The 21495-nt window shown below is 51.4% G+C and carries 15 protein-coding genes and 2 riboswitches; of the genes, 10 read left to right on the top strand and 5 right to left on the bottom strand.

What is annotated here, in order from left to right; translation table 11 throughout:
• The first annotated feature begins 224 nt into the window (after window positions 1-224).
• Window positions 225-434 carry a hypothetical protein gene (locus tag NYE48_RS01075; protein ID WP_340996323.1) on the top strand — a complete coding sequence of 70 codons (210 nt, stop codon included), beginning with the start codon at window positions 225-227 and terminating at the stop codon, window positions 432-434.
• A gap of 991 nt (window positions 435-1425) precedes the next feature.
• On the opposite strand, the gene NYE48_RS01080 is transcribed toward NYE48_RS01075, so the two are convergent.
• Complete coding sequence (locus NYE48_RS01080; RefSeq protein WP_340996324.1) at window positions 1426-1785, bottom strand: MerR family transcriptional regulator; 360 nt, start codon at window positions 1783-1785, stop codon at window positions 1426-1428.
• A 330-nt stretch (window positions 1786-2115) separates the two neighbouring features.
• Here NYE48_RS01080 and NYE48_RS01085 point away from each other — a divergent pair, with 330 nt between their 5' ends.
• The gene (locus NYE48_RS01085; protein WP_340996325.1) at window positions 2116-2991 is read left to right on the top strand and encodes a hypothetical protein; all 876 of its coding nucleotides are present in this window, start codon (window positions 2116-2118) and stop codon (window positions 2989-2991) included.
• Between the two features lie 542 nt (window positions 2992-3533).
• On the opposite strand, the gene NYE48_RS01090 is transcribed toward NYE48_RS01085, so the two are convergent.
• Together NYE48_RS01090 and NYE48_RS01095 are read right to left on the bottom strand one after the other, a co-directional pair.
• Window positions 3534-4352 carry a WYL domain-containing protein gene (locus NYE48_RS01090; RefSeq protein ID WP_212950571.1) on the bottom strand — a complete coding sequence of 273 codons (819 nt, stop codon included), beginning with the start codon at window positions 4350-4352 and terminating at the stop codon, window positions 3534-3536.
• A complete protein-coding gene (locus tag NYE48_RS01095) occupies window positions 4339-5649 on the bottom strand; it encodes a helix-turn-helix transcriptional regulator (protein WP_340996328.1) in 1311 nt (436 codons plus the stop codon). The genes NYE48_RS01090 and NYE48_RS01095 overlap by 14 nt, the downstream gene beginning before the upstream one ends.
• A 151-nt stretch (window positions 5650-5800) precedes the next feature.
• Between NYE48_RS01095 and NYE48_RS01100 the strand changes: the two genes are divergently transcribed.
• Both NYE48_RS01100 and NYE48_RS01105 read left to right on the top strand, forming a co-directional pair.
• Complete coding sequence (locus NYE48_RS01100) at window positions 5801-7066, top strand: methyltransferase domain-containing protein (RefSeq protein WP_212950568.1); 1266 nt, start codon at window positions 5801-5803, stop codon at window positions 7064-7066.
• Window positions 7067-7072: 6 nt separating this feature from the next.
• Window positions 7073-9658, top strand: a complete 2586-nt coding sequence (locus NYE48_RS01105) for a metallophosphoesterase (RefSeq protein ID WP_340996331.1) — start codon at window positions 7073-7075, stop codon at window positions 9656-9658.
• 55 nt (window positions 9659-9713) lie between these two features.
• On the opposite strand, the gene NYE48_RS01110 is transcribed toward NYE48_RS01105, so the two are convergent.
• Window positions 9714-10850, bottom strand: coding sequence for a response regulator (locus NYE48_RS01110; protein ID WP_340996333.1), 1137 nt, complete (start codon window positions 10848-10850; stop codon window positions 9714-9716).
• Between the two features lie 111 nt (window positions 10851-10961).
• A riboswitch (cyclic di-GMP riboswitch) is annotated at window positions 10962-11061 on the bottom strand.
• 419 nt (window positions 11062-11480) lie between these two features.
• On the opposite strand from NYE48_RS01110, the gene NYE48_RS01115 reads away from it, so the two are divergent.
• From NYE48_RS01115 to NYE48_RS01140, 6 genes are all read left to right on the top strand, one after another.
• Window positions 11481-11813 carry a PadR family transcriptional regulator gene (locus tag NYE48_RS01115; protein ID WP_212950562.1) on the top strand — a complete coding sequence of 111 codons (333 nt, stop codon included), beginning with the start codon at window positions 11481-11483 and terminating at the stop codon, window positions 11811-11813.
• Window positions 11810-13126: an FtsW/RodA/SpoVE family cell cycle protein gene (locus NYE48_RS01120; protein ID WP_340996335.1), complete on the top strand. Its 1317-nt coding sequence runs from the start codon at window positions 11810-11812 to the stop codon at window positions 13124-13126. Before NYE48_RS01115 ends, NYE48_RS01120 begins: the two co-directional genes overlap by 4 nt.
• Window positions 13127-13239: 113 nt before the next feature.
• Window positions 13240-13641 (top strand): GntR family transcriptional regulator, encoded by a 402-nt coding sequence (locus NYE48_RS01125; RefSeq protein WP_340996336.1) that lies wholly within the window; start codon window positions 13240-13242, stop codon window positions 13639-13641.
• Between the two features lie 10 nt (window positions 13642-13651).
• Entirely contained in the window at window positions 13652-15031 is a 1380-nt protein-coding gene (locus NYE48_RS01130) for a DUF5808 domain-containing protein (RefSeq protein ID WP_340996338.1), read from the top strand.
• A gap of 26 nt (window positions 15032-15057) precedes the next feature.
• Window positions 15058-15939: a protein phosphatase 2C domain-containing protein gene (locus NYE48_RS01135; protein ID WP_340996340.1), complete on the top strand. Its 882-nt coding sequence runs from the start codon at window positions 15058-15060 to the stop codon at window positions 15937-15939.
• A gap of 116 nt (window positions 15940-16055) precedes the next feature.
• Window positions 16056-16144: riboswitch (cyclic di-GMP riboswitch) on the top strand.
• Between the two features lie 67 nt (window positions 16145-16211).
• The gene (locus tag NYE48_RS01140) at window positions 16212-20579 is read left to right on the top strand and encodes a MucBP domain-containing protein (RefSeq protein WP_212950554.1); all 4368 of its coding nucleotides are present in this window, start codon (window positions 16212-16214) and stop codon (window positions 20577-20579) included.
• A gap of 244 nt (window positions 20580-20823) precedes the next feature.
• On the opposite strand, the gene NYE48_RS01145 is transcribed toward NYE48_RS01140, so the two are convergent.
• On the bottom strand, window positions 20824-21474 hold the full coding sequence (locus NYE48_RS01145; protein ID WP_036711162.1) for an anthrax toxin lethal factor-related metalloendopeptidase: 651 nt from the start codon (window positions 21472-21474) through the stop codon (window positions 20824-20826).
• Between the last annotated feature and the right edge of the window lie 21 nt (window positions 21475-21495).

The raw sequence follows: 21495 nt of genomic DNA on the forward strand, positions 1-21495 counted from the left end.
ATTTCCGCTCCTTTATCGAAATTAGTCTTTAAAGGTACATTCTACCAACCGCAGGAGCCGAATTCAAATTCATAGATTGGGGCGTGAAAGCTTGATCAGGCGCGCGTTTTCTCTAACATCTTGTGAAGTATGTCATAGGAGGCGGGAAAGTAGATTTTGAATAATAAGGGGAGAGGCTTGGCCTGGAAGAAATGGAGTATAGTTACGGGAGAGGGGGAAAACCGATGTCAGCCGGATGTGAGCAGGATTATATGATCGAGCGCGTAAGCGAGGCTTTTGCGTGCAGGGTGTTGTGGTGCGAAGGGCGTCCATGTGTGGAGTACGGCAGCAGAGAGGAGCTGGACCGCATATCCGCTTACGTCAAAACCGAGTTCGGCAAAGAATTGCTGGACGTGTTTTTTACGGCCGTTGAAAGCCTTCCGCCGGAATCTTGAACTACTGGTTCGATAACCCTGAGCCGTAAGAGAGACGTTTAGTGTAAGAAAAAACTCATCATGCTGTCGGAATGACTCAGAGAGGAATAGATAGAACCGGCCCGGTTGGCTGGTTCTTTTGACTTTAGGGCGTTATTTCACGTTTGCCTTCCGTATGGTACCTCGAGCAGGATTACAGTTATATTTTACAACTAGTTTTTTGTGAAAATTAGTATATATTTATTCTGCTATCGTCGAACGAACCCAATATCTACCAAACGGCAGGGAAACGCCGGTCACTGATGCCCAGGAGTGATTATGATGAAATTCCACTATTATCGCAATCTAAATAAAAATGAGAGATACGCTACTACTAGACGGCATCGTTAACAGCCAAATACTACTTAATATCAAACAGTGGATTCAAGCACAAATGAACAAACCGGATACCTCCATTTTAGGCGTTGAACAACTTATTGTAGAGTGGAATGGCAAAGAACATTTGGTTCATAAGGTAAGGTTCTTATAGAATCGTTTCTAAAAGGAACAATATTTTCGAAAAGAGCGATAATATTAAAAAGTGAGTGTATGAAATTATATGAAAATTATGCAAACAAGAACTGGATTAAGAGTAAGAAGCCTTCCGGGTGTTCATCCTGAGGTTAGAAGAGCATGCTTGGAGTTTGCAAGCTGGATTAGGGGCAATATGGAATTTCCAATTAGAGTTGTTGTCTATCTAAGAAAAGACTACTATATAATGACTATGCTAAAAGAGAAAGTTTCAGAATTCAATGAAGTTAGGCAAACGTCCCCGCCATCGCTTGACCCATCGGCCCCAGTCCGATGACGGTTACCCCTTTGTGATGTCCAGTTTCCAACGTCAAAACCCCTTTCGGAATGAAATTACATCCATCATAAAGGGTGACGCTAGTGGTAAAGTCAACGCCCAAAATAGCAAAAAGACGCCTTCGGAGCGCAATCGAAATCACGATCCTTGGACGTCCTGAAAAGGTTATTTTTTTCGGCGCACCGTATTTGCGATTTGTTTTTCCAAAAGCCCCTTCCATTGCTGCAGAGCTTCGATTTGACCGTTTACGTTGCGGAGCTTCTCGTGATAGGTCGCCAACATTTCCTCGCAATATTCGTATTCGTCGGGCTCGGCTACTTCCGTCTTAAACAATGTCCCGATTTCTTCGGTCGTGAGTCCTAAACGCAAATACAGCCGAATGGCGTTGACCCGTTCTACGGCCGATTCGCTGAACTCCCTGTAGCCGTTCTCCAACCTCCGGGCCTCTAGCAGGCCTTGATTTTCATAATGCCGAATCGACCGTATGCTGACTTGGCTCAAGCTTGCAAGTTCGCTGATTTTCAAGGCGGGTGACCTCCTTATGGGGAAGACGATATCATTTCTCGATAATAAGAGGTTATCTGAAAATCGCCAAAAAAGAAAGCATCGCGCATCGGTGCTCGAAAATATATGTTCGGCGTCTTTTCGAATAGCAGGGGGCCAAAAGTACGGCACAACTTTGGTAGGAACCGCTGCGGCGGCCATTGCGGCCAAACGCTAGGCGAAAAGAATCGTTTTTCCGGGACATTCCGCGAAATGGGTTGTGCGCCGGGCGATGTTTATATACGATCAGGCCAAGTCTTTTTTCGTTAAAACGACTAAGCATCAGAACATGACGGAAAACGGAGGGAAAACATGAAATTGTCAAAGGCCATGATGGCAGCGGTGATGTTGGGAGGCATTTGTTTGTTGGGCACCGGTTTTTCGAACCAGGAATCGGACAAAGCAGTGACGCTTGGGCAATCCGGGCAGAACGGCGGCGAAATTCGTATCCCGCACAATGAACGGCTGCTTCTGTCCACCGACGAGAGATGGATCGCAAAGGAGGGCCATCAGTCCGACCTGATCCGGCTGCAATGGACGGCGGACCGGGCTAAGCCGGCGATCGCCTGGGCCGATGAGAACGGCATTGACAAGACGGCGATCATTTCCCACGATAAAGCAAACAACCCGGAGCAGCACGATCATAAGCATATGTCGTTTGAGACGACAATGTCGCCAACGGGACCCTATGCGAATCAGCTGTTCACCCGGTTGGAAATCCCTTACGACACCGACGTCAGCGAAATCCGCACCCATTCGTCCAACTTTAATGTGATGAACGGCATTTTGAGGGTAGCAGGAGAAACCGGGTCGAACCGTGACCTTCAGTTCAGCGTGGCCGGCAACGATAACGAGACGACGCCAAGATGGGCCGTCCGTGCGGACGCTTCGCAGGAAGCGGGGGATAACGCCGGCTCGAATCTGCAGTTCGTCCGTTACGGCGATGACGGCGAAGCGTTTGATGCCGCGCTCACCTTGCAGCGCAGCAGCGGCAACATCGGAATCGGCACGGACAGCCCCGATACGAAGCTCGATGTGAACGGGGACAAGATCCGCATTCGCGAAAAGCATACGCCTGCATCGTCCAGCGAGCCTTGCAGCCAGGGGCAAATGGCTTGGGACGAGCAGTATGTGTACGTTTGCGTTGCCAAAGACAGCTGGAAAAGGACGGAGCTCTCGTCCTGGTAAATCGGAGGAATGAGTTTGCCTGCATTCTCGTAATTACGCCCAATTTTCCAAGTTTCTCATGATATAATAGACCAAGGACTTAAAGCGGTGGAGCGGCCACGGCGCAGCACACTCCGAAAGGAGGTGTTGCCATGGCCGCACTTGTGGCGCTGCTGGATATCCTAAAATGGATCGCTACCCTACTAAGCCTAGTGTTTAGTATTCGGAAGCTCTATCGATGGATCAAACGGAAGCTAAACAAGCGAAAACCCACCGCTAAAGGTTGAGCGCCTTCGGTGGGTCTTCGTTAAGCTAATTTAACTTAGCGCGCCGTGGGGTTCCACAGCCTTTCTGTCCTTCGAGCCTTTGCCGTTCCCGCGGCAAAGGCTCTTTTTATTATATGTCGGCAATTTGTTTCTTTATACTTCAATTCTATCATTTGTCCGGTGCTGGATCAACCGATTTGAGGTGAGGGGGATATAACACGAAAGAAAAGCAAGTTCGATCCGCATTTTGCTGCGAATAAACCTGCATCTTCTCCTTGAGGCTCCCGGCGCTTCTCTTCAAACCTCCTCATCCGCCTCCAACACCCCGTACCGCTCCAGCGCCTTCGTCGAAGCTTCCACCATCCGCTTTTTGACGTAATCACCTTCCAAAACTCTGACCCGTTTTCCCAAAAAACGCAGCTTGGAAAGCAGATATTCGATTTCTTCCCCCAGGAGGCATACCTTGACGGTATATAGATTCCGGTCCGCGTCATAGGCGACTTCCTTCTCGAAACAGGAAAATGCGTATAGAATGCGGGACAGTTCGCGGTTATACATAGGAAGGATTTCGATAAGGACCTTCGTTTTGCGCGACTCAAGGGTGAGGCGGGTCCGTTCCAGCATCCGATCGACCCGTTCGTGCGAGAGGTCCGCTTCGGCGATGAACAGGATTTTGTCCAGTTTCGTTTTCATGAGCGCGTGATGCCGCACGCGGTGCCACAGCAAATACCATTCCCGTTTGACCATCGAATACTCCAGCTTGTAGGGCACGCCCAATTGATCGGAAAAGATCCGGTCGCCCCGGACCCTGTACGACAGCCGAATGCCATGGCGGTTCAGGATCAGGCGGCGGATTTTTCCCAGCAGGGGATGGTATACCTGCTTTTCCCGGCTGCGGGCTTTTTCGATCAGATGAGGATGGGGATCGAAGGAATCATCCGGGTCCAGCATTGATTCCAGTTTGGCCAACGTTCCGGCCGTAAACGCTTGGGCTGCCGCGGGATGCGCCAGCGCCGTTTTGAGCCAGGCCCGCTCGTGGGCGGTTGCCATGAACGTCCCGGCATCGTCCAGGCGCGAAATGATCTGGTAATTGAAAATTTTTTCAAACGGATTCATAGTAGGCCCGAATCTCCTTCCATTCCGCGATCAGCTCCCGGCGCAGCTGCACAGGCTCCAGCACCTCGCAGCTCGACCCGAAGCTCCGCAGCCAAGGTTTGATTTCCTGCGTGCCGTTCACCGTGATCTCATAGATGAAAGAGTCTTCGCTTTCCTCGACGATTTCTCCCCACTGCCCCTGCAAGAGCACGCGTTCTTTAATGAAATTCGGCTCCGACCCGCCGGGACTAAAAAATCTGGCCCGCACCGTCACCGGCCGCCCCGTGTCGATCAGCCAGCTGTAACGAATCCGGTCCATCAGCTCCGCCTGCTTTTCCTCGAACCAAGCCTGCGCCACGGGCTCCCCGGTTTCGACCTGCGTCATGCCCTCCATCCGGTATTTCCGGATGCCTTCCCGTCCGTAACCAAGCACATACCATCTTCCGTATTGGTGGTCATACACCACCTTCAGCGGCAGCGTCGTTTCAAGTTTCCCCTGGGATTCGCGCTCGAACAGCGGGTTCGTGTTTTGCGAGGCGTAGCTTTTGTCCGATTTGGGCGAGAAGTACAAGAACTTCATTTTGCGCCGGCCCCGGATCGCATCCAGAATGGCGAACAAATGGGCTTCGTCCAGGATTCGCGAATGGTAGTGGTATTTGTACAAAAAGGGTTCGACCGCCTCTTTTTCCGCGCCGCTGCGTACGAGATGTTTTTTGAGCCCGTCGCGCAGCAAATATCCTTGTACGGAGGGGATTTGCGTATTGGCCATCACGTCCACGAAATCGTATAGATCGAGAAGCTCCTCATCCGTCAGCTCATGGATCAGCTCGTTCCGGATGCGGTATATATACGGCCTTGCCCCGTTCTCCTTTTGAATGACGCCGACTTCCTCCAGGTATTTCAAGTCTTTGCGTAACGTTTTTTCGTCCGGCAACGAAAGGTCCGCGGGGAGATCGGCCATGCAGCAGTCGAGCAGCTCCGACGCGGTCATCGACCGGCCGTTCAGCGCCGCGAGCACCAGCGACAACCGCCGGCTTTCGGACTCTTTAAGCGACTTGGCCCGGAACAGGAACAGCAGCATCGGGTCGGCCGAATCGTCGTACCGGTACCGGATCGCTTCGGCGAACTCTTTGCCCTGCTCCTCCGGCATCTGTTGGTACGTGGCGTGCACGATGTCTTTTAATCGGCGGAGCGTTTTGTCGAAGGTGTTGACGGAGATGCCGAGCCGTTTGGCAAACTGCTGCCTGTTGTAAGCCCCGCTCGTCAGCGCGAGCATGCGCAGAAACTGGATTTCTTTGTCGAAGCTTTCTTTCGCCATCCGTTTTCCCTTCTTCCGTAAAAAATGCTCCTTTCATTGTATCAGTGGATGGAGATGGGGAAAATGCCAAACTTTTTTCCTGTCGTAATACTTCCGCCATGTTCGCGCGGCCGGAAATACGCGATGATTACAGCACAGGAGGGAGTTACCGATGGCAATCGTTCAAGTGAAATCGACCAACCCGCAATTTTCGTATCTCATCAAAAAAAATCCGGGTTCCGGCATGATGCTGCGGAGCATCCGTCAGGGAATCGCGTACGGCTGGTATACCGACGAAAACACATATAACGTTTATTTCAAGGACGCGGACAATGAAATTTCCTATAAACAGCACCAGCAGGAAACCTTCGAATATCTTAACGTTTCGCGATATCATACGCCTTTATTTCCGCTGAACGCGATCGGGGAATTTTTTTCGGCCCCGCTGAAAACGCAAGACGAACGGGATGCGGAAGGCTATGAACATACCTTTTACATTCCGATGATCCATATCGAGTTGACCCGCTATATCGATTTTTTTGCGAAACATCTTCCGGAATTTACGTTTACGACCGTCCATCTGGCGCATAAAAGCTATTCGTTAACCGTCACGACGCAAAAAAGCCTGTATCAGCTTCTGCATGTGGTCAGCGTATTGTGTTTGTTCCTGTCCATGTTCGGCAACGAATACATCGATATTTCGGAAAAGGTGCTGGAGAAGTACATCCGGAGCATGCACGTCATCGACGCGCCGTTTTATATCCGGAGCCTGTTCGTTCGCAACTTTTTGTCGTCCAAGGAACGGTTCGGCCGATACAAAGCAGAGCTCGAAAAAACGGACCGCTACAGCATTCAATTTGCGTACGGGGGGACGGCGCTGCAGCGGCGGAATTTCATCGGGGGCGTGCTGCCTTTCGACAAATCCATTCTGGATGTGGGCTGTGGCGAAGGGTTTTACGCTCTTCCGTTCGCCGGCAAAATCGACGGCACGTATTATGCGGTCGACGTCGACGAAGAGGCGCTTTACAAAATGACGCGCAGAGCGGAATCGAAGCAGGTCGCCAACATTGCGGCTTTTGGATCGATCGGCCATTTCCTCGCGGAATACAGCGGCGAGCGGGTGGACGTCATTTTGACCGAAGTGATCGAGCACATGAGCGAAGGGGAGGCCGCGGAGCTGATCCGCCAGATTGGGCGAGAGGTCGATTTCGGCCATTTTGTGATCACGACGCCGAACAAGGACTTTAACCGGTTTTACGGACTTGCGGGTTTCCGCCACGACGACCACAAATGGGAGATGGGACGGGAGGCGTTCCGGCTATGGCTGCTGGACGCGATCCGGGACGCGGGCCTTTCATGCGAATTCGTGGACATCGGGGACGAGGTGGACGGCATCCGCACGACGCAGGGGGCCATCCTGAAGAAAAAGGAGGTTTAATCGATCATGGAAATCCGGACGAAAATGCATACGATCTTCATGCTCGTCGGTTCGACGGAATGCGGCAAAACGACCTTTGCCAAGGAAGTGCTTATGCCGGGACTGCGGTTTGAAGACGCGGATAAAAACATCAAAGCGAATATTCAATACCTGTCTTCCGACCAAATCCGGCAGGAGGTGCTCGGGCATGACTACGATAAATACGACCAGGTGATGCTGGAGGCAAGCGAGCAGGCGTTTCACCTGTTGTTCGAGAAGCTGAACATGGTGACGACGTTTCCCGTCAACGCGGAGTTCGTCGTCGTCGATACGACCGGGCTGGCCGAGGATTTCCGCGCCAAGGTCAAGGATATTGCCCGCCGCAACCATTACCATCTGGAAGTCATCGTGTTCGATTACCGGAAACGGGAGGATTATTACGCCTCGGAACGTTCGAAGCGGCTCATCACGAACCATATCAACCGCCTGAAAAAGGAGGTGCTCGGAGCGCTTGCCCGCGAGGGGTACGACCAAATCCATAAAGTGCGCGCGAAGGATTTTTACCGGCCGGAGGCGGGTGTACGGAATCCGGAGTACAGCGTGGTCATCGAGGATCTTGACGCCTATCTGGACACGGTGCTGCCGCAAAACCGGCAGTATATCATCGTCGGCGACGTCCATGAACGCGTGGATGAACTGCAAGGGTTGCTGCTGAGCTACGGGTACCGGATCGAGGCAGGCAAGCTGATCGCCGGAGACCGGGTGCGGGACGCGAAAATCATCCTGGCCGGCGACTGGATCGACAAAGGGACAAAAACGAAAGAAATCGTGGAGTTTTTGCATGCTAACCGCGAGCATTTCCTGTTTGTGATGGGGAATCACGAAAATTTCGTGCACAAATATGTGCAAGGCGAAATCAGCGGCGCGGATCCAGAGCTGCTTCGCACGTATTTCGATTCCGCCGGGACGCTGCAGGCCGATCCGGAACTTTGGGACAAATTCGAGTGCCTGGTATCGAAGGCGAAGCCGTTTTACCGTTATCTTGGCGTGAACGGCCCATCCTATTACGTGACCCATGCCCCGTGCAAAAAGAAATATATCGGCAAGCTGGACGCAAACGCCGTCCGCCATCAGCGCAACCTGCGGATCGACCGCGAAGCGCCGCTGGAAGGGCAGTTGTCGTTTTTGCAGGAGGAAGCGGTCGGGAACCATCCGTACCATATTTTCGGCCATATCGCCGCGAAGCGCGCTTTCCGCATCCGAAACAAAATCCATATCGATACCGGGGCCGTCCATGGAAATGGACTGACGTCTGTCATGATCACGTTCAAGCCGTTCATGAAGTCGCATTCATCGCGCACGGCCGCGACGGCGGAAGAACTGCCGGTATTGTTCCGGGAAGAGCGCAAGGTTTCGGTGCAGGATTTGGGAGAGGACGAAATGCGCCGGCTGCATTACTGCTCGCGTCATCACATCAATTATATTTCCGGCACGATGTCCCCCGCGGACAAGGACCCGGAAAGAAACGAGCTGGAGTCGCTGAAAAAAGGACTGGATTATTTCCGCGGGCACGGCGTCCGGCAGGTCGTTTTGCAGCCGAAATATATGGGCTCCCGCTGCAACGTCTATTTGCATCAGGAACCGGAGCAATGTTTTGCCGTCAGCCGGAACGGCTATAAGGTGAAGCAGGCGGACTTGACGGAGATTTATCGGAAACTTCTGGACCGGTTCGGCGGATACATGAAGCAACACGGGATCTCCATGCTGCTGCTCGACGGGGAATTGCTGCCGTGGAAGGCGCTCGGAGAAGGGCTGATCGAACGCCAGTTCAAGCCGATCGAAAAAGCGCTGGAAACGGAGCTGGCGTTTTTGCGGCATAACGGATTCGAGCCTGCTTTGCAACAGCTGATGGAACAATACGACACCAGCGGGTTCGAGCAAGACCAATACCGTACCGCCAAAAGCGTCTTAAGCGAAAAATACGGCGCCAGCGTGTATCAAACCTATAAGCACCTGCATGACGTCCGGGAGAGCAGCGTGCCGCTTGCCGAACATGACCGGGCGTACGAAGTCTATAAGAAGCAGCTGGAGCTGTATGCGGAAGATGCGGAAATGGAGTATAAGCCGTTTGCCGTGCTGAAAATCGTATACGACGATGGACGGGAGCAATTTCCGGCATGGAGCACCTCGGAGATGTACCGTTTCCTTTCGGAGGATGAAGCGATCACGCTGGATTTGTCCGATCCGGATAGCGACGCCCGGGCCGAAAGCTTTTTCGGCAAGCTGACCACGGAAAAGCATATGGAAGGAGTCGTCATCAAGCCGGAGACGTGGAATGGCCGGACGGTGCCCTACATGAAGGTGCGCAATCCCGACTATTTGACGATCGTATACGGCTACGATTACCGGTTCCCGCACAAATACCGCAAGCTGATGAAGCAAAAAAGCATTATGCGCAAGCTGCGGACATCCTTGAACGAACATCAGCTTGGCGTGCGGATGCTTGAAGTCAAATTCGGGGAGATTTCCCCTCAGCATCAGGCCTATCAGGAAATCGCCGCCAATCTGCTGTTCGAAGTCGGCCAGGAACGGGAGATCGATCCGCGGCTGTAAACGAAGAACAGCTTGACATCCGCCCCCGAACGTTACGTTCGGGGGATTGCTGCAATCAGCGCGTTTGCTGTTTCCATTGCTCATACCACGCCAAGATTCTCGGGGGAAAAACAAGCTCCAGCTCCCGCATTCTGGTGGCAAGGAGCCAGTACTGCTCTTCGACGCTGCTTGCGTCGCCGAGGCTGTCGTAAAGCGTCATTAGGGTCAGATACGTTTCTTCCCGGTCGGGCAGCTGCCGCTGAATGCGCAGATTCACGTCAATCGCTGCTTTCCTTTTCCCGCGGTCCATATAAAACCGGGCCAGGTTTTCCGCGTGCTGCAGCCACAAGAGCCGGATTCGTTCCCGTTCGTATTCGGCCCACAGGTACTCGTATTCCCCCAGATAATTCCCTTCGAACTGATCGAGGACCTGCTCGTATTCCTCCGCGTTCGTGAGGTCTATAGCTTCTAACCGCTTAAGCCGCTGCTCCCATTCCTCGACGTCGACCCGGGCTCCCCCGATGGTGAGCCGGTATCCGGCTTCAAGTTCTCCTTTGATGATGCGGATCATCGTCAGGCCGGCCTTGGACAGGGTTTGGCGGATATGATAGATGGTCGTGTACAGCTGCTGGGTCGCCCGGGACACATCAAAATCGGGCCATAAAAGCTCGATTAACGTGCCGCGATCGACCGTACGCTCGCGGTGGTGAAGCAAATAAGCGAACAGCTCCTGCGCTTTGTTCGTGCGCCATTTCAACGTTTGCGGCTCCATTCCGGGAAGCTGGACCCGAAGCTGATTGAAGCACAGGAAAAGCGGCGTTTTCGCTTTGCCGGACGCTTCGGGGTCTTCCTGAAGCCTTTCGCGCAAACGCTGAACCGTCAGGCGCAAGCGGTCCAAGCGCACGGGTTTCATAATATAGTCCAGCGCATAAAGCTCAAAGGCGCGTACGGCATATTGGTCGTAGCCCGTCACGAAGACGATTTCAGTGTGCGGAACGGCAGCCTGCAATTGTTCGCCGAGCTCAAGTCCGTTCATTTCAGGCATATGGATGTCGAGAAACACGACGTCGGGCCGCTGTTTGACCGCAACCCCAACCACCTGATAAGGATTCGAACATAAGCCCACGACGTTAACGCCACCGATATCGTATTCAAGTTTCTTTTTAAGATATTCCAGAGCTAATGGCTCATCGTCGACTAGTAAAGCCCTCATCCTGATTGATTCCACCTTTATTCGTATTGCCTTCCTTGCGGTTATGCAGGAAAAAGAAAAAACCTCCGTCAAGCAGCAGGCATGCTAAATAGGACGGAGATTCCCGTCGTATTCGGCAGCTGGCTGGCATTGGCATTTGCTGCTATGGCAAAACCGTTAGCCCCTGTAGCTTTGCGTCCCCGTTTTTCAATCGGGTGTGCCATTATCGTACGAGCATATATTCAAGCAAGAGTGAGTAAACAAATGAATTATACAAGAACCGTCTGAATATTTTCTGAACTTGGTCTGATCGGCGGGATCGGCGGCTCTGAAACATGCTGATATTAAAACAACCATTGCCGAAAATCCGGTCAATGGTTGTTTTTTGCAGCGCTGGTTATTTATCGATCATGTCGGTTGTTTTCAGCATTCCGGCAATCAGCGTTTAAATTTTTACAATATGCCTCAAAGATAGTTTAGCAACCGGATCTATACAAAACCTATACAAATCTCGAAAACCTTCCTTTATATAAGGGGCTTATTAAAGATCGCTGATTTAAGAATCCTTCTTGCATTTCATGGTTTATTTACATATACTCATATACATAGTAATTCGATATATCGTAAATCTAGGTATAAGGAGATCGTCGGATGGCAGTCAATAAAGAGCTGCTGAAAGGCAGCACCGCTATTTTAGTGCTCACGTTGTTGAACAAGAAGGAGATGTACGGTTACGAACTGATCAAAGAGATCGAGCGAAGCTCGGAGGGGGTATTTTCGATGAAGGAAGGAACGTTATACCCCATCCTGCATTCCCTGGAGGCCGAAGGTTGGCTGGATGCCTATTGGAGCACGCACGACGGGCGCAAACGCAAGTATTACCGCATTACCGACCGGGGCAGAGGCCAACTGAAAGAAAAGACGCAAGAGTGGGTCCAATTCCGGACCGCGGTGGATCGGGTTATTGGGGAGGGAACATCGTGAACCAGCTTGAACAATGTGCGGCCGTTGCCGCATTTTTGAACCGGGTATGCAGACACGTTCGCGCCAGGGAGCTGCATGCGGATATCCGCGAGGAGCTTATATCCCACGTGGCAGAACGAATGGAGCTTTTGCTTGAGGAAGGGATGCCCGAGGAAGAGGCTGCCGCGGAGGCGGTCCGCCAGATGGGGGACCCGGATGCGATTGGGCGCAACCTACACCAGGCTCATAAGCCTGCCGTGGAATGGAAGATGTTTGTTATTATAGCGGCGATGGCGCTTTTGGGCATTTTCGGAGTGTTTGCCGCCCAGCAATCGGGAATGTACCCGAAATTCGGCACGAGGCTTGTCGAAAATAAAGTGCTGTTTACTCTTATGGGCATGGCCTTCCTGATGGTGTTCTACTTTATCGATTACCGCAAAATACAAAAGCATTCGGCCGTGCTGTTTTACGGCATGTTACTTCTGATGTTGCTTACCCTTTTTGTAGGGATCGACCTCAACGGAAGGAAGGTGTTTCTCGCGTTTGGACCGTTTGGCGTCAATATCATGGCCGTTTCGCTTCCGATCCTCGTCTTGGGGCTGGCAGGCATGAAGCCGGCTAAGGATTGGCGCGGAGCGGAGCATCTTGTTCAGCTGGTCGGCAGGGGAGCGCTTCCCGTTGTATTGTTTTCCTTAGGGTCTTCCTGGTTTTACGGCCTAATCTATCTCGCTGCTTTCTTCTTGCTGACTTGGAAAACGAAAAAGAGCGGCGCCCAATTTTTGTTGCTGGCCCTTCCGCTGCTGTCTTTATACATTTTCGTTCTTGCCCAAGCCAGCCAGTTATACCATCGTCTTCATGCGTTTTTATATCCGGCGGGGGAGGGCAGCCATCAGTTGCTTCAAACCAAGGCGGCGATTCTTTCGGCGGGCTGGTTCGGGCATGGATTTGCCGCGCGGTTGGATACGCTCCCTTATGCGTACGCGGACTCTTTGTTTCCGTATCTGATTTATTGTTTCGGCTGGGGATTCGGCATCCTTATCGCTGGGCTGGCGTTCTGGTTTATGGTCCGGGTCTGGAAAATGAGGGACCGCATCCATGACGAATATGCAAGAAGAATCGTCGTCGGATTCATGAGCCTCTTCGCCATCCGGATGTTCTGGCCGATTCTCATGTCCTTCGGCATCGTCCCGATTGTCGGCGAGGTGCTGCCTTTCATAGGGTACAGCAATATGATGCAAGTCTTCGATTTTGCCGCTGCAGGGCTGCTGCTGTCGATTTTCCGTCGGAAAAACATGATTCCGAGGGAGATGGGAGAAGCGTTGAAAAGGCACTGACATCTTGATGTCGGTGTCTTTTTTTGGCAAAGGGGACATATTAATCTCGATTTTAAGTATTATTTGTATTACAATGGATAATACATAAAAGCGAATGAAGGAGTGAAGAACGTATGGTCATTTCCTTGCAATTGGATAGCGACACCCCGCTTTATGAGCAGCTGCGCAATCAGATCGTGATCGGCATTGCTACCGGAGAACTGGAACCGCAGGAGAAACTGCCGACGGTCCGGCAGCTCGCCGAAGAGCTCGGCATCAACACGATGACGGTCAATAAAACCTATTCGCTGCTGAAGCAGGAAGGATATATCGTGATTGACCGGCGTCATGGCGCCAAAGTTAATCCGCAAATGCCAGGCGATCCGGAGCCGACCCCGGAACTGGAGGAAAAGCTGCAGTTGATCATCGCGCAGGCAGCGATCCAGGGTATCAACGAATCCCGGTTCCAAACCTTGTGTTCGCAGATTTTTTCCAAAATGACTTACAATCCGCTGAAACCTCACCCTGCAGAATGAGGAGGTCCTCATGTTAACGATCATTCTAATGCTGATATCCGTCATTTGCTACTCCGTCATCCTCGGCATGTACAAACCGCAAGCTGCCTACAAAAACGGCATGCTGTTTGCCGTCAAACTGCCGGAAGCAGCCGCGGGGCACGAGGAGCTGAAACAAGTTCAGGCCAGCTTTAACAAGCAGTTTCTTTATGCAAGCCTATGGATGGGCGGCGCTCTGGTCCCGATGCTGTTCCTGCACGACTTGTCGGCTTTTCAGGTTATTTATTTTTTCGTATGGTCGGCCGTGTTATCGGTTGTGATGGCCATGCCATTCCGGAAGGCCTTCGCCCGTACGCTGGCTTTAAAACGGGAGCACGAATGGTTTGTGGGAGATAAGCGAGTCGTTCTCACCGACCTGCGGGTAGCCCAACATAAAAACGCCCGTTCGGCGCCGTTATGGCTTTTTATCTTTCCTTTTGCCATGTCGATCGGCTTGCTGCTGTGGTCCTTTAGACAAGATGACCAATCGTATGGTGTGACGGCATGCGGCATATTTCTTACTGCGCTGTTCTTTTTGGTGTCGCTATACATGCGCAAAACGAGAGCGAAAGTGTACAGCATGAATACCGAGATTAATCTCGTGCTCAATCAGGCCAAACGCCGGGCTTTATCCTATCTGTGGCTGTGGATGGCGGTTGCGGAGAATGTCCATGTTTTCCTGATTTTTATGCTGGTGAACAACGAAACCGGAAATATGGAAGGCGCATGGCTGGCGGTCATCGTGCTTTTTGCCGCGATTCCTGTCGGCGCGATCTATGCCGTATACCGCAAAATCCAAGCGCTGGAGCGGGACATGCTGGAACATGACGGCAAAACGGTATATACCGACGATGACGAATACTGGGTGAACGGCTTTACGTACCACAATCCCCATGACAAAAGCGTTTTTGTTCCCAAACGGATCGGAATGGGAGGAACCGTCAATACGGCGACTGTGCCAGGCAAAATCATCAAGTGGGGATCTTTTGGGCTTATCGCCGCGGTGGTCGTCGGCGTTTCGTTTATGCTGATCCGGTCCGAGCTCACTTCCCCGTCGCTAGCCGTAACGCAGGATGACAAGGTAGAAATTCATTACCCGATGTACTCCTTTGATTTCAGCCTTGCGGATATTAAGGAGTTAACGCTGGTAGACGCGATTCCCGGCGGCACCAAAACGAATGGCGAAGCGACGAATCAGTATGCCAGGGGACACTTCCGGCTGAAGGAAGCGGGCAAAGCGCGGCTGTACGTTTTCAAAAATAATCCGCCGTATATCCGAATCAAGCTTGAAGGTGTTACGATTTACTATAACGAAAAAGATTCGCAGCAAACGAAAAAGTTGTTCGAGTCGCTGCAGCAAGCCGGCCAATAAACAAACGACTACGGAGGGGAAACCTCATGGACATTCATCATATTTCGATTCAAGGCGTAGGAGAGTGGAATGAAGACGCCGTCATATGGCATCCGGACGCACGGATTTTTGGCGTGGTCGACGGGGCGACGTCGCTGATCCCCTACCGGGGACCGTATGGCGAAACCGGGGGCAGACTGGCTTCGCAGCTGATCAAACGGCATTTCGAGCAGCTCCCCGCAGACGAAACCCGCAATCTCGAGACGTTTGCCAAAGAAGCCAACCTCAAGTTAGGCGAGGAAATGCGGGCAAGCGGCATCCGGACGGATCGCAAAAGCGAACTGTGGACGGCCGCCATGGCTGCCATTCGCATTCATGATCATCACATCGAATACGTTCAGGCGGGAGACTGCATGGTGATCGCCTTGTACCGGGACGGTTCGATTCGGACCCTCACGCGGGATCAGGTTGCCCATATCGGAGAAGAGTCGCTGGCGATTTGGAGGCAGGGCATCGAGGAAGGCATACATACGAAAGCCGAATTGTGGGAAAGGGTCAAACCCCGGCTGCTTCAAAATAAAGAGAAAATGAATACTCTTGAAGGTTACTCCGTGTTCAACGGATTGCCGGAAGCGGAAAATTTTTTGGAATACGGCAAAATCAACCGGATCGGCTTGGCGGGACTGCTGCTCGTGACGGACGGGCTTTTTTACCCGGAACCTTGGCCGCTTCAGGATGACGAAACCGGAAATCCGGAAGAGAAGCTGCTGCGCCAGGTCGCTGCGGAAGGCTTGGAAAGCTACGCCAAGTGGCTGCTGGCCCTGGAACAAGACGATCCGGAGTGCATCCGCTACCCGCGTTTCAAATCATCGGACGATAAGACGGGGATCTGGATCACGTTTAAAGAAAATTCCAAAGATTTCACATGATGGCTATTGACAGCCAATTTTATTTTGGTTTATATTTGTCAATGGTTCCCACGGCCTAACATTCGAAAGATCAATGCAATGGATTTTCGCGTTAGGCATTGCTGCAATAACGACAATCTGATATTTGGCACACTAGTCGAAAGATTAGGTCGCAAAGCCTTGGAGTCTAAGAGTCCTTATGACTTATGATCGTCCGGCTGCAATTAACAATTCGTTAATGCAGCCGGGCTTTTTGCTTTTCGGGAACAATTCAAAGGAATAAGGAGGACGAGATGAAACGAGGTTTAAAACTTGTAGCATCATGGCTGTTGGTTTTGTCGGTGTTGACGGGACTGATCCCGGGCAACCTGTTCCTAAACTCGGCATCGGCAGCATCGAATGAGCTGATCTGGCCGAATCCGGGAGCGATCAATCTGAACAAAAAAGCCGAACCCGCGGGAAAAGGCCAATGGAAAGTTACGTTGACCGTCGAAGGCAAAAACATTCAATCGTCATCGGATGTCGTGCTGGTGATCGACCGGTCCGGAAGCATGAGAAATTCGAACCGGATGGTCAACGCCAAAGAGGCAGCGACTAAGTTCGTCGATAACCTGTTGATCAAAGATTCGACGACGAGAATCGCAGTTGTGACTTTCGATAAGACGGCTGACGAAAAATCTTCCTTCCTGGGATTTAGCCAGAAGGACAGCCTAAAAAACAAGATCAAAGGCATTACCGTAAGCAACGAAGGCACCAACATTCAAGCCGGGCTGAATAAAGCCCGCACGATGCTGACCGGAAGCCAGGCGCAAAACAAGATCATCGTGTTGTTGAGCGACGGCGCCCCGACATACAGCTACAAGGCGTCGCATGCCGCAGCTTACAATTGGCCGCAAAACAAGTACGACTATACCTTGAATGATTTTAACTATAACGGTAAGGTGCTTGGAAGCGGATCGAGCTATTACTTAGGATGGACTCAGGCATATACCGTTGACCGCAAAGATGTAGAAGACAACGGCATTGCAGCATTGTCCGAAGCAAAACTCGCTTGGGACGGCGGCATCGGCATGTATTCGATCGGCCTTGAAGTCGGGAATGATAAAGATGCCAAATACGTGCTGAATCATGTTCAAAACAAAGGCTATTATTCGTCCAACAGCGCGGATTTGGGCAAGGTCTTCTCCGAACTGTCCAGCCAAATTGCTTACGCTGCCCAGGACGCTATTGTGACCGACCCTATGGGCGACATGTTTAATCTGGTCGGCGAACCGACCGTTTCGCAAGGAACCATTACCTTGGACAAAAAGACCGAAACCTTTACATGGAACGTCGGCAACATCATGGAAGGTTCCCCGGCGACCTTGACTTACATCGTCGAAATGGATCAATCGAAAAATCCTGATCCAAATCAGCTTTACCCAACGAATGGAACAACAACCATCGATTATACCGACATCCATGGGAAAGACGTAACCAAAAACTTCGAGGTTCCCCAAGTAAGCTTCGGCAAAGGCTCCATCACCGTCAAAGGCTACCGTGTAAATGCGGACGGTCAGCCGGTTAATGCGGAGGGCGTTGTTGTCGATAAGCCCGAGCTTGCGGAGCAGCTGTACAATCAGAAGTTCAAGCAGGATGGAAAAGACTCGCTGGACATCGACCAAACATATGCCGTGAGTGCCCCAACCATTGATGGGTATCAACTTGAAGTCGGTATCGACCCGACCAACGTAAAACTGACCATGAGCGAGCCGACTCCGACGGTGTGGTTCGGATTCATGGAAGCGGTAGAGCAGCACGTAACGGTCAAGTATTTGGACAAAGGAACGAATAAAGCGCTGGCTGAGCCGGCCGTCGTAAAAGGACTCAAGGGCAAGCAGATTGAACTTGAAGCGAAGAAAATCCCTGGCTATACCCCTGAAAAGGCAAGCGACAAGTATACCTTTACGGGCAAAGACGGCCAAGAGTACGCATTCCACTACACGGCCGATAAGCAAACGGTGACGATCCGCTATGTGGACCAAGATTCGAAGCAGGAAATTAAAGACGCAACAACGCAGGAAGGCGTAACCGATCAGGAGATCAAGCTGACTGCACCATCGATTGATGGCTACACGCCAGTGAAATCGGAAGTCGCGTACAAATTCACTGCCGACGAAAAACAAGAAGTTGTTATTTTCTATAAAGCAAACGAACAACAAGTCACAGTACAACATCGGGTAGAAGGCACGGACAAAGAGCTGGTTCAGCCGACGACCCACAAAGGCCATAAAGGCGAGGAAGTTAACGTAGCGGAAAAAATTCCGGGCTACACGCCGGTAACAGACACCGAGACGTATACGTTCACAGGGGAAAAAGACCAGAAGCATACCGTGTACTACACGGCCGATAAGCAAACGGTGACGATCCGTTATGTGGACCAAGATTCGAAGCAGGAAATTAAAGACGCAACAACGCAGGACGGCGTAACGGATCAGGAGATCAAGCTGACTGCACCATCGATTGATGGCTACACGCCAGTGAAATCGGAAGTTGCGTACAAATTCACTGCCGACGAAAAACAAGAAGTTGTTATTTTCTATAAAGCAAACGAACAACAAGTCACAGTACAACATCGGGTAGAAGGCACGGACAAAGAGCTGGTTCAGCCGACGACCCACAAAGGCCATAAAGGCGAGGAAGTTAACGTAGCGGAAAAAATTCCGGGCTACACGCCGGTAACAGACACCGAGACGTATACGTTCACAGGGGAAAAAGACCAGAAGCATACCGTGTACTACACGGCCGATAAGCAAACGGTGACGATCCGTTATGTGGACCAAGATTCGAAGCAGGAAATTAAAGACGCAACAACGCAGGACGGCGTAACGGATCAGGAGATCAAGCTGACTGCACCATCGATTGATGGCTACACGCCAGTGAAATCGGAAGTTGCGTACAAATTCACTGCCGACGAAAAACAAGAAGTCGTGATCTACTACACGGCCGACAAACCGGCACCTGAAATGCGCACGATTATTGTGAAATACCTTGAAGAAGGAACGAATCAGCAGCTGCTGGAACCTGCCAGCTTGCAAGGCGAAGTAGGCAAGGAAGTGCTGCTCAAAGCTCCGAACATCGAAGGTTATGTCCCGGCAATACCTGAGATTTCATATCCGGTATCGCCTGAAAGCAACCAGGAATATGTTTTCTATTACAAGAAACAAGTTTCTGAACCTGAGGAACGCACCGTATCTATCCACCATGTCGATCAAGAGACGAACGATCGGATCGCAGAAACAACGACGCTGACCGGCAAGGTTGGAGAAACGCTGCGGTGGAGCGAAAAGCCGATCACCGTTCTAGACGCCGTATATTCGCCTTTGGAAATCAACCATGAGTATCTCATTACCGACGCTCCGGAGCAGGAATATACCGTATATTACAAAAAGGGCCAAGACGAGACGATTGTGCAGCTTCTGGTCAGATTCCTGAACAAGTTAACGAATGAGGAATTGGGGCAAAAGACGTATTCAGGAAAACCTGACGAAGCCATCACGATCAAACCGGATCCGATCACGGTCAGCGGAGCGGTTTACAAACCGGAGCAAGCCGAGTATCCTTACCGGTTCACCGGAGAAGCGCTTCAGGAATTGATCGTTTATTTTATCCCGGATACGGCACCGGTTGAAAAAGACCAAGAAGTCACCGTGAAGTATCTGGAACAAGGAACAGGCGCCGAACTGGCAGCTTCGACCGTTCTGAAAGGCAAAGCCGGCAGCTCCGTGACCTTGACGGCTGTTCCTGTAACCGGCTATACGCCTGTGAAGTCTTCCGTCGTCTATCAGTTTGAGGATCAAAACGGACAGGAGTACATTTTCTACTACACGAAAAATGCTCCTCCGGTAACGCCGCCTATCGATCCGAGTCCAAGCAATCCGGGATCGTCTTCGGGCAATTCCGGCAGCGTAACGCCGCTGCCACCGGCACCGCCTGTTGTGCCGCCGTTGCCGCCTGCGCCTCCGAAGCTGGATACGGCCAACCATTTCAACTACATCAACGGGTATCCGGACGGCATGGTCAAACCGGAAAACAACATCAGCCGCGAAGAGGTTGCGGCCATTTTCTACCGACTGATGGATGACGCAACGCGCAGCGATTACATGAAGAGCACCAGCTCTTACAAAGACGTGGCTGCTACGCGTTGGTCCAGCAAAAACATCGCTACGATGGAAAATGCAGGCATCATTACCGGCTATCCGGACGGAACCTTCAAACCGGGCCGTTCAATCACGAGAGCCGAGTTTGCGGCAATTGCCTCCAGATTCGACGATTTGGATCAGCAGGAAAATACGATGATCTCGGATATCAAAGGCCATTGGGCCGAAAAGTATATCGTATCTGCCGCCAACAAAGGTTGGATCAAGGGTTATCCGGACGGCACGTTTAAGCCGAATCAATACATTACCCGTGCGGAAGCGATGGCGTTCATCAACAGCGTATTGAACCGCAAGGTCAAAGTAGAAGGCATTCATAAGGATGCAAAAGCATGGCCGGATAATACGCTGAACAAGTGGTATTACGCCGACGTGCTCGAAGCGACGAACAACCATGATTACAGCAGAAATGCCGATGGAGCTGAAACTTGGGAACAAGTTAAGCCGGATCGCGTATATCCTTAAGTTAGATCCAACGAGAAAGACCCCTCGCCTGAGGGGTCTTTCTCAGGCTGTCGAGAAACCCCCTGTTTTTTTGCAGGGGGTTTAAAATTGCCTCGTCGGTCACTGAAGTAGGGTTCTCAGAGCGCTTTAAATCGATTTTTATTTTAAAAGATATGATTCCCCATATAAAAAATAGAGTGTCGAAAAGTCCGTTGGACTTTCTCGACACTCTGAGAAAGACCCCTCGCCTGAGGGGTCTTTCTTTTTATTGGTTAAACAATTTGTCCAAATATTGATACGTTAACGGGGCGTTCGCTTTGAGTTCGCTGCGCGTGTTTTCGTTGTATACGTACAAGCTGGCCGCTTCCGCAAAGTATTCTTCGGTATAAGCCGAAAAGTAGCCGTCGTTGCCGAATTCGGCAGCGGCTTCCTGGTTAAAGATGCGTTGGAATTCCGCGCTTTGGCTGGCATTGCCGAACACGAAACGGTCCACGGCATGCATGGTTTCATGGATTTCGAGATTAAACGAATTATGGCCTTCGCCTTTTTTGCTGTAGCCGATCCGGACGACGACGTTTTTCTCGCTGACGCCGGGCACGTCATCCCAAGTTAATCCCGTTCCTTCCCAGCCTCTTGGGGTTTTCCCTTTCAAATAGCTGAGCTCGGGTACGTTTGTGATGGCGTCGTTCGTTAAAATGACTTTGACCCCTTTATCGTGCAAAGCTTCAAGGACGGGGGCGGGAATTCTCTCCAGGCGGCCCATCATGGCCTTGGCTTCTTTTGCGTTATAACTGCCCGTCGGCAAGACCACTAACTGCTGGATGACCGATTCTCGCGCATGGGCCTCGGTTTTCGGAAACGCGCCGACCAACGTGAAAACAATAAGCAGAGCGAGTATTTGCTTTGTCCATTTCATCCCGATCATTCCTCCAAAGCC

The organism is Paenibacillus sp. FSL M7-1455, from assembly GCF_038004655.1.
GTDB lineage: Bacteria > Bacillota > Bacilli > Paenibacillales > Paenibacillaceae > Paenibacillus_AQ > Paenibacillus_AQ cookii.

What these genes read in the sequence shown, in the direction of transcription:
- NYE48_RS01125 (WP_340996336.1), top strand. Translation starts at nt 13,240, where the DNA reads ATGGTCATTTCCTTGCAATTGGATAGCGACACCCCGCTTTATGAGCAG.
- NYE48_RS01085 (WP_340996325.1), top strand. Translation starts at nt 2,116, where the DNA reads ATGAAATTGTCAAAGGCCATGATGGCAGCGGTGATGTTGGGAGGCATT.
- NYE48_RS01075 (WP_340996323.1), top strand. Translation starts at nt 225, where the DNA reads ATGTCAGCCGGATGTGAGCAGGATTATATGATCGAGCGCGTAAGCGAG.
- NYE48_RS01135 (WP_340996340.1), top strand. Translation starts at nt 15,058, where the DNA reads ATGGACATTCATCATATTTCGATTCAAGGCGTAGGAGAGTGGAATGAA.
- NYE48_RS01140 (WP_212950554.1), top strand. Translation starts at nt 16,212, where the DNA reads ATGAAACGAGGTTTAAAACTTGTAGCATCATGGCTGTTGGTTTTGTCG.
- NYE48_RS01100 (WP_212950568.1), top strand. Translation starts at nt 5,801, where the DNA reads ATGGCAATCGTTCAAGTGAAATCGACCAACCCGCAATTTTCGTATCTC.
- NYE48_RS01110 (WP_340996333.1), bottom strand. Translation starts at nt 10,850, where the DNA reads ATGAGGGCTTTACTAGTCGACGATGAGCCATTAGCTCTGGAATATCTT.
- NYE48_RS01115 (WP_212950562.1), top strand. Translation starts at nt 11,481, where the DNA reads ATGGCAGTCAATAAAGAGCTGCTGAAAGGCAGCACCGCTATTTTAGTG.
- NYE48_RS01130 (WP_340996338.1), top strand. Translation starts at nt 13,652, where the DNA reads ATGTTAACGATCATTCTAATGCTGATATCCGTCATTTGCTACTCCGTC.
- NYE48_RS01145 (WP_036711162.1), bottom strand. Translation starts at nt 21,474, where the DNA reads ATGAAATGGACAAAGCAAATACTCGCTCTGCTTATTGTTTTCACGTTG.
- NYE48_RS01090 (WP_212950571.1), bottom strand. Translation starts at nt 4,352, where the DNA reads ATGAATCCGTTTGAAAAAATTTTCAATTACCAGATCATTTCGCGCCTG.
- NYE48_RS01105 (WP_340996331.1), top strand. Translation starts at nt 7,073, where the DNA reads ATGGAAATCCGGACGAAAATGCATACGATCTTCATGCTCGTCGGTTCG.
- NYE48_RS01095 (WP_340996328.1), bottom strand. Translation starts at nt 5,649, where the DNA reads ATGGCGAAAGAAAGCTTCGACAAAGAAATCCAGTTTCTGCGCATGCTC.